The sequence below is a fragment of the Streptomyces paradoxus genome (assembly GCF_014202475.1).
GTDB classification, from domain to species: domain Bacteria; phylum Actinomycetota; class Actinomycetes; order Streptomycetales; family Streptomycetaceae; genus Streptomyces; species Streptomyces paradoxus.
In genome coordinates this window covers 248,779-264,526 of record NZ_JACHGV010000003.1, presented here as the reverse complement: position 1 = coordinate 264,526, position 15,748 = coordinate 248,779, and the positions used below count along the sequence as shown (strand labels likewise).

The window sequence follows — 15,748 nt, the reverse complement described above, 5'->3', positions numbered from 1 at the left end:
GTCCTTCCATCATGCGCCGAAGCGCGGGTTCCGGCACAGATGGCGTCCACGAGAGGGCACCGCGTGTCGGCCGGACGGCGGACACGCCGAAGGGCGGTCACCCCGCGGGGTGACCGCCCTTCGACTCAAGCGACTCGCTTACTGGTTGTACGGACCGTAGTCGTAGTCCTCCAGCGGAACGGCCTGGCCGGAGCCCGTGCCGAACGGCGAGTAGTCGATGTCGTCGTAGCCGACGGCCGAGTACATCGCGGCCTTGGCCTCCTCGGTCGGCTCGACCCGGATGTTGCGGTAGCGGGACAGACCCGTACCGGCCGGGATGAGCTTACCGATGATGACGTTCTCCTTGAGGCCGATGAGGCTGTCGGACTTGGCGTTGATCGCCGCGTCCGTCAGCACTCGCGTCGTCTCCTGGAAGGAGGCGGCCGACAGCCAGGATTCCGTCGCCAGCGAGGCCTTGGTGATACCCATGAGCTGCGGACGACCCGAAGCCGGGTGACCGCCCTCCTGGACCACACGACGGTTCTCGTGCTCGAACTTCGAGCGCTCGACCAGCTCGCCGGGCAGCAGCTCGGCGTCGCCGGACTCGATGATCGTCACGCGGCGCAGCATCTGCCGGATGATGATCTCGATGTGCTTGTCGTGGATCGACACACCCTGCGAGTTGTAGACCTTCTGGACCTCGCCGACCAGGTGGACCTGGACGGCACGCTGGCCCAGGATGCGCAGCACGTCGTGCGGGTTGGTGGCACCCACGGTGAGCTTCTGGCCCACCTCGACGTGCTCGCCCTCGCTGACCAGGAGACGGGCACGCTTCGAGATCGGGAACGCCGTCTCGTCGCTGCCGTCGTCCGGGGTGACGACGATCTTCTTGGTCTTCTCGGTCTCCTCGATCCGCACGCGGCCCTGGGCCTCGGAGATCGGGGCGACACCCTTCGGGGTACGGGCCTCGAAGAGCTCGACGACACGCGGCAGACCCTGGGTGATGTCGTCACCGGCCACACCACCGGTGTGGAAGGTACGCATCGTCAGCTGGGTACCGGGCTCACCGATGGACTGGGCGGCGATGATGCCGACCGCCTCACCGATGTCGACCAGCTTGCCGGTGGCCAGCGAACGGCCGTAGCACATCGCGCAGGTACCGACGGCGGACTCGCAGGTCAGGACCGAGCGGGTCTTGACCTCCTCGACGCCGCGCTGCACGAGCTCCTCGATGAGGACGTCGCCGAGGTCGGTACCGGCCGGGGCCAGCACCTGTCCGTCGACCACGATGTCCTCGGCGAGGCAGCGCGCGTACACGGACGTCTCGACGTCCTCGGTCTTGACCAGGCCGCCCTCGGCGTTCCGGTCCGCGATCTTGAGGCGCAGACCGCGCTCGGTGCCGCAGTCCTCCTCGCGAATGATGACGTCCTGGGAGACGTCGACCAGACGACGGGTGAGGTAACCCGAGTCGGCGGTACGCAGAGCGGTGTCCGCCAGACCCTTACGGGCACCGTGCGTGGAGATGAAGTACTCCAGCACGGACAGGCCCTCACGGAAGGACGCCTTGATGGGACGCGGGATCGTCTCGTTCTTCGCGTTCGACACCAGACCACGCATACCGGCGATCTGACGCATCTGCATCATGTTGCCTCGTGCACCCGAGTTCACCATCATGAAGATCGGGTTGGTCTTCGGGAAGTTGTCGTTCATCGCCTCGGCGACCTCGTTGGTCGCCTTGGTCCAGATCGCGATGAGCTCCTGCGTGCGCTCGTCCTTGGTGATCAGACCGCGCTCGTACTGCTTCTGGACCTTCTCGTCCTGCGCCTCGTAGCCGCGGACGATCTCCTTCTTCGCCTCGGGAACGACGACGTCGGAGATGGCCACGGTCACGCCGGAGCGGGTCGCCCAGAAGAAGCCGGCCGCCTTCAGGTTGTCGAGCGTCGCCGCCACGATGACCTTCGGGTAGCGCTCGGCGAGGTCGTTGACGATCTCGGAGAGCTGCTTCTTGCCGACCTCGTAGTCGACGAACGGGTAGTCCTCGGGCAGCAGTTCGTTGAAGAGCGCACGGCCCAGGGTGGTGTTCAGCCGGAAGCTGTCACCCTGCTGCCACTCGGGCTCGCCCTCCTCGCGCGCCGGCGGGGTCCAGCCACGCGGCGGGATGGTGCCGACCGGGAAGCGGACGTCGATCTTCGACTGGAGCGACAGCTCGCCCGCGTCGAAGGCCATGATCGCCTCGGCGACCGAGGCGAAGGAACGGCCCTCGCCCTTGAGGTCGCGCATCTCGCCGTCGGTGGTGAGGAAGAACAGACCGAGGACCATGTCCTGGGTCGGCATCGTCACCGGGCGGCCGTCGGCCGGCTTGAGGATGTTGTTCGAGGACAGCATCAGGATGCGGGCCTCGGCCTGCGCCTCCGCGGACAGCGGCAGGTGCACGGCCATCTGGTCACCGTCGAAGTCCGCGTTGAACGCGGTGCAGACGAGCGGGTGGATCTGGATGGCCTTGCCCTCGACCAGCTGCGGCTCGAAGGCCTGGATGCCGAGGCGGTGCAGCGTGGGCGCACGGTTCAGCAGAACCGGGTGCTCCGCGATGACCTCTTCCAGCACGTCGTACACGACCGTGCGGCCGCGCTCGACCATGCGCTTCGCCGACTTGATGTTCTGCGCGTGGTTCAGGTCGACCAGGCGCTTCATCACGAACGGCTTGAAGAGCTCCAGCGCCATCGCCTTGGGCAGACCGCACTGGTGCAGCTTCAGCTGCGGACCGACGACGATCACGGAACGCGCGGAGTAGTCCACACGCTTACCGAGCAGGTTCTGACGGAAGCGACCCTGCTTGCCCTTCAGCATGTCGCTGAGGGACTTCAGCGGGCGGTTACCGGGACCGGTGACCGGACGGCCACGACGGCCGTTGTCGAACAGCGCGTCCACGGCCTCCTGGAGCATGCGCTTCTCGTTGTTCACGATGATCTCGGGCGCACCGAGGTCGAGAAGGCGCTTCAGGCGGTTGTTCCGGTTGATCACACGGCGGTACAGGTCGTTCAGGTCGGAGGTCGCGAAGCGGCCACCGTCCAGCTGCACCATCGGGCGGAGGTCCGGCGGGATGACCGGCACGCAGTCGAGCACCATGCCCTTGGGGCTGTTGCTGGTCTGCAGGAAAGCGGAGACGACCTTCAGGCGCTTGAGCGCACGGGTCTTCTTCTGGCCCTTGCCGGTGCGGATGATCTCGCGGAGACGCTCGGCCTCCTCGTCGAGGTCGAAGGACTCCAGGCGCTTCTGCAGCGCCGCGGCACCCATCGAGCCGTCGAAGTACGTGCCGAAACGGTCACGCAGCTCGCGGTAGAGCAGCTCGTCGCCCTCCAGGTCCTGGACCTTGAGGTTCTTGAAGCGGTTCCACACCTCGTCGAGGCGGTCGATCTCGCGCTGCGCACGGTCGCGCAGCTGCTTCATCTCACGCTCGGCACCCTCACGCACCTTGCGGCGCACGTCGGCCTTGGCGCCCTCGGCCTCCAGCTCGGCCAGGTCGGTCTCGAGCTTCTTGGCGCGGGCCTCCAGGTCGGCGTCGCGGCGCTGCTCGATCTGCTGGCGCTCGACGGAGACGTGGGCCTCCAGCGAGGGCAGGTCGCGCGTACGGCGCTCCTCGTCGACGTACGTGATCATGTACGCCGCGAAGTAGATGACCTTCTCGAGGTCCTTGGGAGCCAGGTCGAGCAGGTAGCCCAGACGGCTCGGGACGCCCTTGAAGTACCAGATGTGCGTGACCGGGGCGGCCAGCTCGATGTGGCCCATCCGCTCACGGCGCACCTTGGCGCGGGTGACCTCGACGCCACACCGCTCACAGATGATGCCCTTGAAGCGGACACGCTTGTACTTGCCGCAGTAGCACTCCCAGTCCCGGGTCGGACCGAAGATCTTCTCGCAGAAGAGTCCGTCCTTTTCGGGCTTGAGCGTGCGGTAGTTGATCGTCTCGGGCTTCTTGACCTCGCCGTGGCTCCACTGACGGATGTCGTCAGCGGTGGCCAGACCGATCCGGAGCTCGTCGAAGAAGTTGACGTCGAGCACTATGCGTCAATCCCTCTCAGGGTTGTAAGTCATGGGGTCTGATACGGGGGTCCTGGGGCCGGCGGCCTTCATGACGAAGGCCGCCGGACTCCCGTCAGACCTCTTCGACGCTGCTCGGCTCACGCCGGGACAGGTCGATGCCAAGCTCCTCCGCAGCGCGGAAGACGTCCTCGTCGGTGTCGCGCATCTCGATGGACATGCCGTCCGAGGACAGCACCTCCACGTTGAGGCACAGGGACTGCATCTCCTTGATGAGCACCTTGAAGGACTCGGGGATGCCGGGCTCGGGGATGTTCTCGCCCTTGACGATGGCCTCGTAGACCTTCACGCGGCCGGTCACGTCGTCGGACTTGATGGTCAGCAGCTCCTGGAGGGCGTACGCGGCGCCGTAAGCCTCCAGCGCCCACACCTCCATCTCACCGAAGCGCTGGCCACCGAACTGGGCCTTACCACCCAGCGGCTGCTGGGTGATCATCGAGTACGGACCGGTCGACCGGGCGTGCAGCTTGTCGTCGACCAGGTGGTGCAGCTTGAGGATGTACATGTAGCCGACGGAGATCGGCTCCGGGAACGGCTCGCCGGAACGGCCGTCGAACAGCGGCGCCTTACCGGTCGGGAGCACCATGCGCTCGCCGTCGCGGTTCGGGATGGTGTGGTTCAGCAGACCGGCCAACTCGTCCTCACGCGCACCGTCGAAGACGGGGGTGGCGACGTTGGTGCCCGGCGCGACCTGGTCGGCCTCGATGGCCTGCAGGCGCTGCGCCCAGTCGTCCGCGAGGCCGGAGACGTCCCAGCCGCGGCTGGCGAGCCAGCCGAGGTGGATCTCCAGGACCTGACCCGGGTTCATTCGGGACGGCACACCGAGCGGGTTGAGGATGATGTCGACCGGGGTGCCGTCCTCCAGGAACGGCATGTCCTCGATCGGCAGGATCTTCGAGATGACGCCCTTGTTGCCGTGACGGCCGGCGAGCTTGTCACCGTCGGTGATCTTGCGCTTCTGCGCGACGTACACGCGCACCAGCTGGTTCACACCGGGGGGAAGCTCGTCGCCCTCCTCGCGGTCGAAGACGCGGACGCCGATGACCTTGCCGGTCTCGCCGTGCGGCACCTTCAGCGAGGTGTCACGGACCTCACGGGCCTTCTCACCGAAGATCGCGCGCAGCAGGCGCTCTTCCGGCGTCAGCTCGGTCTCACCCTTGGGCGTGACCTTGCCGACGAGGATGTCACCGGCGATGACCTCGGCACCGATACGGATGATGCCGCGCTCGTCGAGGTCGGCGAGGACCTCCTCGGAGACGTTCGGGATGTCCCGGGTGATCTCCTCGGGGCCGAGCTTGGTGTCACGGGCGTCGACCTCGTGCTCCTCGATGTGGATCGAGGAGAGGACGTCGTCCTGCACGAGGCGCTGCGACAGGATGATCGCGTCCTCGTAGTTGTGACCCTCCCACGGCATGAACGCCACGAGCAGGTTCTTGCCCAGCGCCATCTCGCCGTTCTGGGTGGCCGGACCGTCGGCCAGGACCTGGCCCTCGATGATCCGGTCGCCCTCGTTGACGATGACCTTCTGGTTGACCGAGGTGCCCTGGTTGGAGCGGGCGAACTTGGCCAGGCGGTACGTGATGTACGTGCCGTCGTCGTTGGCGGTGGTGATGTAGTCCGCGGAGACCTCCTGGACCACACCGGGCTTCTCGGCCTTGACCACGTCGCCGGCGTCGACTGCGGAGCGGTACTCCATGCCGGTGCCGACGAGCGGGGACTCGGACTTAATCAGCGGCACGGCCTGACGCATCATGTTCGCGCCCATGAGGGCACGGTTGGCGTCGTCGTGCTCCAGGAAGGGGATCATGGCGGTCGCGACCGACACCATCTGGCGCGGCGAGACGTCCATGTAGTCCACGTCCTCGCCACCGACGTAGTCGACCTCGCCGCCCTTACGGCGGACCAGCACCCGGGCCTCGGCGAAGCGGAGGTCGTCCGTCAGCTGCGCGTTGGCCTGCGCGATGACGAAGCGGTCCTCCTCGTCGGCGGTCAGGTAGTCGACCTCGTCGGTGACCTGGCCCTCGAACACCTTGCGGTACGGGGTCTCGACGAAACCGAACGCGTTGACCCGGCCGTAGGAGGCGAGCGAGCCGATCAGACCGATGTTCGGGCCTTCGGGCGTCTCGATCGGGCACATGCGGCCGTAGTGCGAGGGGTGCACGTCACGGACCTCGAAGCCGGCCCGCTCACGGGAGAGACCACCCGGGCCAAGCGCCGACAGACGGCGCTTGTGGGTGAGACCCGACAGCGGGTTGTTCTGGTCCATGAACTGCGACAGCTGGCTGGTGCCGAAGAACTCCTTGATGGAGGCGACGACCGGCCGGATGTTGATCAGGGTCTGCGGCGTGATCGCCTCGACGTCCTGGGTCGTCATCCGCTCGCGGACGACACGCTCCATACGCGCCAGGCCCGTACGGACCTGGTTCTGGATGAGCTCGCCGACGCTGCGCAGGCGGCGGTTGCCGAAGTGGTCGATGTCGTCGGTCTCGACGACGATCGAGGTGCCACTGTCGCCGACCGTCTCGGTCTCGCCCGCGTGCAGCTTCACCAGGTACTTGATCGTCGAGATGATGTCCTCGACGGTCAGGATGCCCGCGTCCAGCGGAGCGTCCGCGCCCAGCTTCTTGTTGACCTTGTAGCGGCCGACCTTGGCCAGGTCGTAGCGCTTGGGGTTGAAGTACAGGTTCTCCAGCAGCGTCTGCGCGGCCTCACGCGTGGGGGGCTCGCCCGGACGCAGCTTGCGGTAGATGTCGAGCAGCGCGTCGTCCTGGCCCTGGGTGTGGTCCTTCTCCAGGGTGGCGCGCATGGACTCGTACTCGCCGAACTCCTCGAGGATCTGCTCGGTGGTCCAGCCGAGCGCCTTGAGCAGGACGGTGACGGACTGCTTGCGCTTGCGGTCGATGCGGACACCGACCATGTCGCGCTTGTCGATCTCCATCTCCAGCCAGGCACCCCGGGACGGGATGATCTTCGCGGAGAAGATGTCCTTGTCGGACGTCTTGTCGATGGAGGAGTCGAAGTAGACACCGGGCGAACGGACGAGCTGCGACACCACGACACGCTCGGTGCCGTTGATGACGAAGGTGCCCTTGTTCGTCATGAGCGGGAAGTCGCCCATGAAGACCGTCTGGGACTTGATCTCGCCGGTCTCGTTGTTCGTGAACTCAGCGGTGACGAAGAGCGGGGCCGCGTACGTGAAGTCGCGCTCCTTGCACTCGTCGATCGAGTTCTTCGGCGGCTCGAAGCGGTGGTCGCGGAAGGTCAGCGACATCGACCCGCTGAAGTCCTCGATCGGGGAGATCTCCTCGAAGATCTCCTCGAGCCCGGACTTGGTGGGGACGTCCTGACCGTTCTCGAGAGCCTCCTCGACCCGACTCTGCCAGGCGGTGTTGCCGAGCAGCCAGTCGAAGCTCTCGGTCTGCAGCGCGAGCAGGTTGGGAACCTCGAGAGGCTCCTTGATCTTTGCAAAAGAGATGCGCAGCGGGGCAGTGCTGGCGGCGTTGTTCGTATTCGCGGTCGAGGCGTTGCGCGAGGCGGCCAAGAGGGGGTCCTTCCGAGGGCTCGGACTCACTACGCGCGTACCGGCCCCTCTCCCGTACACGGAGACAAGCTGTGCCTTGAGGGCCGAAAGGCCAGGTCAGGCATGTCTTGTCATCGATGCTCGGGCGAGGGCAGACCCCTGGTGACGGGCAGGGGACAGCTAACAGGCAGCGCAAAGGGTCAGTGTAGCCACTTGGCACACTGATGTCCAGTGCGGGTCCTGGAACCCGTGTTCACCCTCGTTGTTCCACTCCTGCGACAAGGCGCTGCCCTCAACGCACGTTAGTACTGCCCTCTTCGTCGCCGATCCATGCCTCGGATTCGGATCCTGTGACGACGCGTCCTGAGAATTGCGCGCTGCGTGCGGTTCGTCAAGGCCCCTCTGCCCGATCCGGGGCCGCCCGGAGACACGACGAAGATCACCATACCCCCCGTCACCGGGGCTTCAAGGCAACCGTGGCCCACCCCCGAGAACGCCGAAGAGCGACCACCCGGATGGATGATCGCTCTTCCGCGCTTACGCGTTACACGTCCAGCGGGACGTGTTGTGGATCCTGTCGGATCCGAGGGTCTTACTTGACCTCGACGGAGGCGCCGGCGCCCTTGAGGGACTCGGCGGCCTTCTCGGCGGCGTCCTTGGCGACCTTCTCGAGAACGGGCTTCGGGGCGCCGTCCACGAGGTCCTTGGCCTCCTTCAGACCCAGGGAGGTCAGCTCACGCACGACCTTGATGACCTGGATCTTCTTGTCGCCGGCACCGGTGAGGATGACGTCGAACTCGTCCTGCTCCTCAGCGGCCTCGGCGGCGGCGCCACCAGCGGCACCACCGGCGACGACGACCGGCGCGGCAGCGGCGGCGGTGACGTCGAACTTCTCCTCGAACGCCTTCACGAACTCGGAGAGCTCGATGAGGGTCATCTCCTCGAACTGCGCGAGCAGGTCTTCCTGGCTGAGCTTCGCCATGATTGGCGGTCCTTCCACTAATTCGGCAGGTGCCGGATGTACATGTGAGGCGGGCGTACTACTGGCCCGCGACGGTCGCCGCGTTCAGGCAGCGGCGGCCGGGATGCGAGCCGAGTTACTCGGCACCGCCCTGCTCGTCCTGCTTGGCGCGAAGAGCGTCCACGGTGCGGACGAGCTTCGACGGCAGCGCCTGGAAGACAGAGGCAGCCTGGGACTGCTTGCCCTTCATGGCACCGGCCAGCTTGGAGAGCAGAACCTCGCGGGACTCGAGGTCCGCAAGCTTCTTGATCTCATCGGCGGACAACGCCTTGCCGTCAAGGACGCCGCCCTTGATGACGAGGTTGGGGTTGTCCTTGGCGAAGTCACGGAGACCCTTCGCCGCCTCGACCGGGTCACCGGTCACGAAGGCGACGGCCGACGAACCCGCAAAGAGGTCGTCCAGCGTCGTGATCCCGGCCTCGTTGGCCGCAATCTTGGTCAGCGTGTTCTTCGCCACACGGTACTGAGCGTTCTCACCGAGTGAACGACGCAGCTGCTGGAGCTGCGCGACGGTGAGACCGGTGTACGCGGTAACGACGGCAGCGTTGGAGTTGCGGAACTTGTCCCGCATCTCCTCGACGGCATCGACCTTGTCAGGCCTCGCCATGAGCCTCGGCCTCCTTCCGGGTGTGTCGGACCGCGCGGACCCGAAGGAGGACTGGGGAAAACGAAACGCCCCGGCGCAAGCGCACGGGGCGTAGCTCAACCGGGTTCACACACGCACGAGGCGGCGGACTCCGGGAGCTTCTCCAGTGTCACCTGCGCGGGTCGTCCGCCGTTCAGCGGATCCTTCGGCCACCGCGCCCTCTGATGAGCGCGCGGTAACGACCAGCGGTCTTTGGCTTCTGTAGGAGAGTACGGGAACGGATCGCCGTCAAGCAAATCCGCCCGTACGGCTGATCAGCGCGGGGCGGTTCAGCCCTGCTCCAGCTCCTTGAACATCTCGCCCAGGTCCGCGACTTCCTTCGTGGGCGGGGCCTCGACTGTGACCGGCTTGTTGTAGTCGAGGAAGGTGATGGTCATGTCCATCGGGCCCTTGTCGGCCTGGCCCTTCATGCGGAACTGCTTGGTGTGGTCCTCGCCGTCGACCCACATGTCCATCGTGAACTTGTCGACGCCGAGCTTCTCGTACTGCTTGATGCTCTTCTCGCGCTGCTCGCGGTTCTCCGCCTTGCTGTCCTTCAGCGAAGCACGCAGGTCGGCGAGGGTGACCGTGCCCGTGTAGTGGGTGGTCTCGACGCCGTCGACCTTCTCGCTGCCGACCTTCTTCACGTCCTTGGCGCCCGTGAGGAAGGTGGACTCCGCCGCCGGGTTCTGCTCGGCCTGGCTCGTGGACCCCATCTTGTCCAGGTCCTTGGCCGCGTCGGAGCCGGAGAGGTCGAACTTCAGCCAGCGCTTGCCGTCCATCTCCTTGGCCATCTCGGCTCCCCCACCGAGATACATGGCCTTGTCGACGAGACGGATCTCCACGGTTTCACCGGCGGCCTGATCGGGCGCCTTCATCTTCATGCTCATGGCGATCGTGGGCTTCAGGCGCATGGACGCCTCACCCTCGACGCGGCCCGACTCCGGGACCGTGCCCTTCATGCGGTACTGGAGGGACGTGATGTCCTCCGTGTTCTTCGCCGCCTTGGCGACGGCCGCCGCGGGCGTCATCTCCGGCGACTCCTCGGAGCCGCAGCCGACAGCGCCGGCGGCGAGCAGGAGAGCGCCCAGCCCGGCGGCAGGTATGGATGTCCTCATTGATTCCCCCCAAGGAATACGTGCTTGCTTCACAGCAAGGCCGTGAGCCTATCCCAGAGGGGCACAAGTGATCTATGCGAATTGGCGGGTCTCAGGGCTTACCGGTCCGCTTCCGCATCAGGTCCTCGAAGTCCCCGGTGTCGGACACCGGGGGCCGCTCGGCCCGGACCCGGACGCCGTAGTCGGCGTAGTGCGCGGTCTGGGTCATCACGCCCGTGGCCATCCGCGCCTTCTCGACCTTCTTGACAAGAAGGTTCCGCTTGTCGATCCAGATGTCGACGGTCTCGGTGGTGACTCCGGCCTCGGTGAGCTGCTTCCTCACCGTGGCGTCGGCTACGTCGGCCGCCGCCACGGTGCCGGACCAGTGCGTGGCGGACCGGCCGCGGACGGTCTCCTCGCCGACCTTCCTGACGTCGCCGGAGGACAGCAGGAGCTTCACCGACTGGTTGGGGGTGGTGCTGCGCATCTGGTCGCCGAGGTGGGAGCCGGAGCCTCCGGTGAGGGCTCCGAGGTCCTTGTAGGCGTACCGGATCCAGTGCTTGCCGCCGGTCTGCTCGGCGAACTTCGCTCCCATGCGCGCGTAGTACGCGTCGGGCAGGTAGCGGGCCTCCATCGAGGTGGTGCCGAGCCGGCGCATGGTGTCGGCCATGGTGCCGCCGGTGTACGTGATGGTGAGGGTGCCGGTGATGCCGTCGCTCCAGCCGAGGGTGCCGTCGGCGGTCATGGACATCAGCGAGCCCATGGTCGTCGTGGACTCGACCCGGGCGGACGCGGCGTGCTCGGTGGCGCGCTCGGCGGAGCGCAGGGCCGCCAGGGACCGCCCGCGTGCGGCGCGGTCGTCCGGGCCGGGGCTGTCGGAGGAGTCCTGGGAAGTGCAGGCGGCCACCCCCGTCAGCGCGGTCGCCGCGAGCACCAGGCCCACGCGGCGCACGGTAGTGCCCTGCATACGTCCCCCCGTTCGTATCCGGTTCCCGCACGTTAACCCAGGCCACCGGCGTACGTACCGGAAAAGGGAACGGGCCCCGCACCTGTAAGAGGTGCGGGGCCCGTGACCGGTTGGGTGAGCCTCAGGCTCAGACCGCGGCCGGGTCCTCCTCGACGAGGAGGTTGCGGGTGCGGTTCGGGTCGACCGGAATGCCGGGGCCCATCGTGGTGCTGATGGCGGCCTTCTTGATGTAGCGACCCTTGGCGGCGGACGGCTTCAGACGGAGGATCTCCTCCAGCGCGGCGCCGTAGTTCTCCACCAGCTTGGTGTCGTCGAAGGACGACTTGCCGATGATGAAGTGCAGGTTCGAGTGCTTGTCGACGCGGAACTCGATCTTGCCGCCCTTGATCTCGGTGACGGCCTTGGCCACGTCGGGGGTGACGGTGCCGGTCTTCGGGTTCGGCATCAGACCACGCGGACCGAGCACGCGGCCGAGGCGGCCGACCTTGCCCATGAGGTCCGGGGTGGCGACGACGGCGTCGAAGTCCAGACGGCCCTTCGACACCTCGTCGATCAGTTCGTCGGAGCCGACGATGTCGGCGCCCGCGGCCTCCGCGGCCGCAGCACGGTCACCGGTCGCGAAGACCAGGACCCGGGCGGTCTTGCCGGTGCCGTGCGGAAGGTTCACGGTGCCACGGACCATCTGGTCGGCCTTGCGCGGGTCGACACCCAGGCGGAAGGCGACCTCGACGGTGCCGTCGAACTTGGTCGTGGAGGTGTCCTTGGCGAGACGGACGGCCTCGAGCGGGGCGTAGAGCTTCTCCCGGTCGACCTTGGCGTCCGCAGCGCGAAGGGACTTGCTGCGCTTGCTCACTACTGCTCCTGTGGATTCTTAGGAGTCGTGGTCCGGGCCGAGCAGGCCCTGCCACTTCTGCTGATGGAGGTTGGGGCTCAGCCCTCGACCGTGACGCCCATGGAACGGGCGGTGCCGGCGATGATCTTCTCGGCGGCGTCCAGGTCGTTGGCGTTGAGGTCGGGCATCTTGGTCGTGGCGATCTCACGGACCTGGTCACGCGTGATCTTCGCGACCTTGGTCTTGTGCGGCTCGCCGGAGCCCTTCTCGATGCCCGCGGCCTTCAGGATCATCTTCGCGGCCGGCGGCGTCTTGGTGATGAAGGTGAAGGAACGGTCCTCGTAGACCGTGATCTCCACCGGGATCACCCAGCCACGCTGCGACTCGGTCGCGGCGTTGTAGGCCTTGCAGAACTCCATGATGTTCACGCCGTGCTGACCCAGCGCGGGGCCGACCGGCGGGGCCGGGTTGGCGGCACCGGCCTGGATCTGGAGCTTGATGAGCCCCGTGACCTTCTTCTTCTTGGGAGGCATAGCTCTCCGGGTCCTTTCGATTCGGGTCCTGCCTGCGCCCGGGGACCACCCGGATGCAGGCATACCGCACAACGATAACGGGTATAGATGCGCGGCCAAAAACCGAGCAGGTCAGGCAAGCGCCGGAGCGATCGCCTGACCTGCGCGGAAGCGGTGAGTCCGGAAGTTAGTTCTTCTGGATCTGGTCGAAGGAGAGCTCGACCGGCGTCTCGCGGCCGAAGATCTCGACCAGGCCCTTGACCTTCTTCGAGTCCGGGTTGATCTCGTTGATGGTCGCCTGCAGCGTGGCGAACGGGCCGTCGGTGACGGTGACCGAGTCGCCGACCTCGAAGTCCAGCACCTGGACCTCGACCTTGCGCTGCGGAGCCGGCTTGCCCTCGGCCTCGGCGGCCTCGCGGGCGGCCTTCTCCTCGGCCTCGGGGGCGAGCATCTTGACGATCTCGTCCAGGGTCAGCGGGTACGGGTCGTAGGCGTTGCCCACGAAGCCGGTCACGCCGGGGGTGTTGCGGACGACGCCCCAGGACTCGTTCGTCAGGTCCATGCGGACCAGGACATAGCCCGGGAGCTTGTTCTGCTTGATCGTCTTGCGGTCGCCGTTCTTGATCTGGACGACCTCTTCCTGCGGCACCTCGGCCTGGAAGATGTAGTCCTCGACGTTCAGCGAGACGGCGCGCTGCTCCAGGTTGGTCTTCACGCGGTTCTCGTAGCCGGCGTAGGTGTGGATGACGTACCACTCGCCGGGCAGGACCCGCAGTTCCTCGCGGAGCTTCTCGATCGGGTCGCGGTCGTCCTCGGGCTCTTCCTCGACGAGTTCTTCCGCGGCCTCTTCGCCGTCCTCGGTCTCCGCCTCAGCGGCGTCGTCCTCGACGGCGGCAGCCTCGACCTCGGCGGAGGCCTCGGTGTCCTCGTTGTCCGCGCCCTCGACGATGTCGAGCTCGTCCTCGACGGACTCGACCGGCTCGATGGCGTCGTTCACGTTCGGGTCAGACACGGTGGCTGCTTCTTCCTGGATACATGGGGGTGGAACATGCGAAAGGAGCGCCGGGTACCTCGGCGCTCTTCGCGGACTGCTCAGCCGAACACGTACTTGGCGGCGTTGCTGAGCCCATAGTCAATCACGGTGACCAGGCCGATCATGATGACGACGAAGATGATCACCACGGTCGTGTAGGTCGTCAGCTGGTTACGGCTCGGCCAGACGACCTTGCGCAGTTCCGCGACGATCTGGCGGTAGAAGAGGGCAAGGCGCTTCAGCGGGCCTTTCTTGCCACGCTTACCACCCTTGCGGGTCTTCTTCGACTCCGGCGCCTCGTCCTGGGCATCAGGCATGTCGATGGAGCCCACGGCGTCCGTCACTCGTCCTCACCTGATTCCGGGTCGTGGCCGTGCCGCGCCCGGTCTGAGCCGCACGGCGGTGCATTGCTGTACGTACATGCGCACACATCCTGGCGAAGGTGTGTGTAGCAGGGCCGGAGGGACTTGAACCCCCAACCGCTGGTTTTGGAGACCAGTGCTCTACCAATTGAGCTACGACCCTTTGTGTGCCACCCAACGTACCGCATCCATCCGGATGCTTGGTGTGCACCGAACGGGCGCGGCCTGCGAGAGGCCAACGAGGTGAGAGTGTACGTGCTCCGCGGCCGGTCGTCGAACAGAAAGGGCCCGCGGCAGGGCTCGTTGGCGGAAGATCGCCTCCCAAACGGCGGGCGGACTGACGAGAATCCGCTGAAGATCGCGCAGGCCGTGCAGGCGATCCGCACTGTTGTTCAGGGGTTTGCCCGACGTTGTTCAGTCTGTGAAACCCCCGTGCCGCGCGCGTTTCCGGTCTGAAACGATGGGCCCCATGAGCGCTGCAACCCCTCCCACCGAGCGCCGGGTCTCCGCCCGAGTCGGCGCGATCTCCGAGTCCGCCACCCTCGCCGTGGACGCCAAGGCCAAGGCCCTCAAGGCCGCCGGGCGGCCGGTGATCGGCTTCGGCGCCGGTGAGCCCGACTTCCCGACTCCGGACTACATCGTCCAGGCGGCCATCGAGGCCTGCTCGAACCCGAAGTACCACCGCTACACGCCGGCCGGCGGCCTCCCCGAGCTGAAGGCCGCGATCGCCGCGAAGACGCTGCGCGACTCGGGCTACGAGCCGGACGTCTCGGAGATCCTGGTCACCAACGGTGGCAAGCAGGCCATCTACGAGGCCTTCGCCGCGATCCTCGACCCGGGCGACGAGGTCATCGTGCCCGCGCCGTACTGGACGACGTACCCGGAGTCGATCCGGCTGGCCGGGGGTGTCCCGGTGGAGGTCGTCGCCGACGAGACGACCGGCTACCGGGTGACCGTCGAGCAGCTGGAGGCGGCCCGTACGGAGAAGACGAAGGTCGTCCTCTTCGTCTCGCCGTCCAACCCGACCGGCGCGGTCTACAGCGAGCAGGAGACCGAGGCGATCGGCCGCTGGGCCGTCGAGCACGGCCTGTGGGTGATGACCGACGAGATCTACGAGCACCTCGTCTACGGCGACGCCTCCGCCGTGTCGCTGCCGGCGGTGCTGCCGGAGCTGCGCGACAAGTGCGTCGTGGTCAACGGCGTCGCGAAGACGTACGCGATGACCGGCTGGCGCGTCGGGTGGATCATCGGCCCGAAGGACGTCGTCAAGGCCGCGACCAACCTGCAGTCGCACGCCACGTCGAACGTGTCCAACGTCGCCCAGGCCGCCGCGCTGGCCGCCGTCTCCGGTGACCTGGACGCCGTGGCGACCATGCGTGAGGCCTTCGACCGGCGCCGCAAGACCATCGTGCGGATGCTGAACGAGATCGACGGCGTGGTGTGCCCGGAGCCGGAGGGCGCGTTCTACGCGTACCCGTCGGTGAAGGCGCTGGTCGGCAAGGAGATCCGGGGCAGGCGGCCGCAGAACACGGTCGAGCTGGCCGCGCTGATCCTGGAGGAGTCCGAGGTCGCGGTGGTGCCGGGCGAGGCGTTCGGCACGCCCGGGTACCTGCGGCTGTCGTACGCGCTGGGTGACGAGGACCTGGTCGAGGGTGTGAGCCGGATCCAGAAGCTGCTGGCGGAGGCGCGGGACTGACCTGCA

At 66.7% G+C, this 15,748-nt stretch carries 11 protein-coding genes and 1 tRNA gene; 1 reads left to right on the top strand and 11 read right to left on the bottom strand.

Annotation, left to right across the window (positions count from 1 at the left end; all coding sequences use genetic code 11):
* Nucleotides 1-138: 138 nt before the first annotated feature.
* The 11 genes from HNR57_RS10855 to HNR57_RS10805 form a co-directional block, all read right to left on the bottom strand.
* Entirely contained in the window at nt 139-4,038 is a 3,900-nt protein-coding gene (locus HNR57_RS10855) for a DNA-directed RNA polymerase subunit beta' (protein ID WP_184559310.1), read from the bottom strand.
* 94 nt (nt 4,039-4,132) lie between these two features.
* Nucleotides 4,133-7,618: a DNA-directed RNA polymerase subunit beta gene (gene rpoB, locus HNR57_RS10850; RefSeq protein ID WP_184559308.1), complete on the bottom strand. Its 3,486-nt coding sequence runs from the start codon at nt 7,616-7,618 to the stop codon at nt 4,133-4,135.
* Between the two features lie 571 nt (nt 7,619-8,189).
* A complete protein-coding gene (gene rplL, locus HNR57_RS10845; protein WP_033308983.1) occupies nt 8,190-8,579 on the bottom strand; it encodes a 50S ribosomal protein L7/L12 in 390 nt (129 codons plus the stop codon).
* 115 nt (nt 8,580-8,694) lie between these two features.
* A complete protein-coding gene (gene rplJ, locus HNR57_RS10840; protein WP_033308984.1) occupies nt 8,695-9,225 on the bottom strand; it encodes a 50S ribosomal protein L10 in 531 nt (176 codons plus the stop codon).
* A 308-nt stretch (nt 9,226-9,533) separates the two neighbouring features.
* Nucleotides 9,534-10,361: an SCO4651 family lipoprotein gene (locus tag HNR57_RS10835; RefSeq protein ID WP_184559306.1), complete on the bottom strand. Its 828-nt coding sequence runs from the start codon at nt 10,359-10,361 to the stop codon at nt 9,534-9,536.
* A 91-nt stretch (nt 10,362-10,452) separates the two neighbouring features.
* On the bottom strand, nt 10,453-11,307 hold the full coding sequence (locus tag HNR57_RS10830; protein ID WP_184559304.1) for an SCO4651 family lipoprotein: 855 nt from the start codon (nt 11,305-11,307) through the stop codon (nt 10,453-10,455).
* Nucleotides 11,308-11,434: 127 nt separating this feature from the next.
* Nucleotides 11,435-12,160, bottom strand: coding sequence for a 50S ribosomal protein L1 (gene rplA / locus HNR57_RS10825; RefSeq protein ID WP_033308987.1), 726 nt, complete (start codon nt 12,158-12,160; stop codon nt 11,435-11,437).
* Between the two features lie 77 nt (nt 12,161-12,237).
* On the bottom strand, nt 12,238-12,672 hold the full coding sequence (gene rplK, locus HNR57_RS10820; RefSeq protein WP_003992325.1) for a 50S ribosomal protein L11: 435 nt from the start codon (nt 12,670-12,672) through the stop codon (nt 12,238-12,240).
* A gap of 166 nt (nt 12,673-12,838) precedes the next feature.
* Nucleotides 12,839-13,663 (bottom strand): transcription termination/antitermination protein NusG, encoded by an 825-nt coding sequence (gene nusG / locus HNR57_RS10815; protein WP_184559302.1) that lies wholly within the window; start codon nt 13,661-13,663, stop codon nt 12,839-12,841.
* Nucleotides 13,664-13,743: 80 nt separating this feature from the next.
* Nucleotides 13,744-14,028, bottom strand: coding sequence for a preprotein translocase subunit SecE (gene secE, locus HNR57_RS10810; protein ID WP_030233953.1), 285 nt, complete (start codon nt 14,026-14,028; stop codon nt 13,744-13,746).
* Nucleotides 14,029-14,136: 108 nt separating this feature from the next.
* Nucleotides 14,137-14,209, bottom strand: a tRNA-Trp gene (locus HNR57_RS10805).
* Nucleotides 14,210-14,515: 306 nt separating this feature from the next.
* On the opposite strand from HNR57_RS10805, the gene HNR57_RS10800 reads away from it, so the two are divergent.
* Entirely contained in the window at nt 14,516-15,742 is a 1,227-nt protein-coding gene (locus HNR57_RS10800; protein WP_184559300.1) for a pyridoxal phosphate-dependent aminotransferase, read from the top strand.
* Nucleotides 15,743-15,748 lie beyond the last annotated feature (6 nt).

Excerpts from the sequence above, each read along its gene's own strand:
- rplL (WP_033308983.1), bottom strand. The coding sequence starts at position 8,579 with ATGGCGAAGCTCAGCCAGGAAGACCTGCTCGCGCAGTTCGAGGAGATG.
- rplJ (WP_033308984.1), bottom strand. The coding sequence starts at position 9,225 with ATGGCGAGGCCTGACAAGGTCGATGCCGTCGAGGAGATGCGGGACAAG.
- HNR57_RS10835 (WP_184559306.1), bottom strand. The coding sequence starts at position 10,361 with ATGAGGACATCCATACCTGCCGCCGGGCTGGGCGCTCTCCTGCTCGCC.
- HNR57_RS10830 (WP_184559304.1), bottom strand. The coding sequence starts at position 11,307 with ATGCAGGGCACTACCGTGCGCCGCGTGGGCCTGGTGCTCGCGGCGACC.
- rplK (WP_003992325.1), bottom strand. The coding sequence starts at position 12,672 with ATGCCTCCCAAGAAGAAGAAGGTCACGGGGCTCATCAAGCTCCAGATC.
- HNR57_RS10800 (WP_184559300.1), top strand. The coding sequence starts at position 14,516 with ATGAGCGCTGCAACCCCTCCCACCGAGCGCCGGGTCTCCGCCCGAGTC.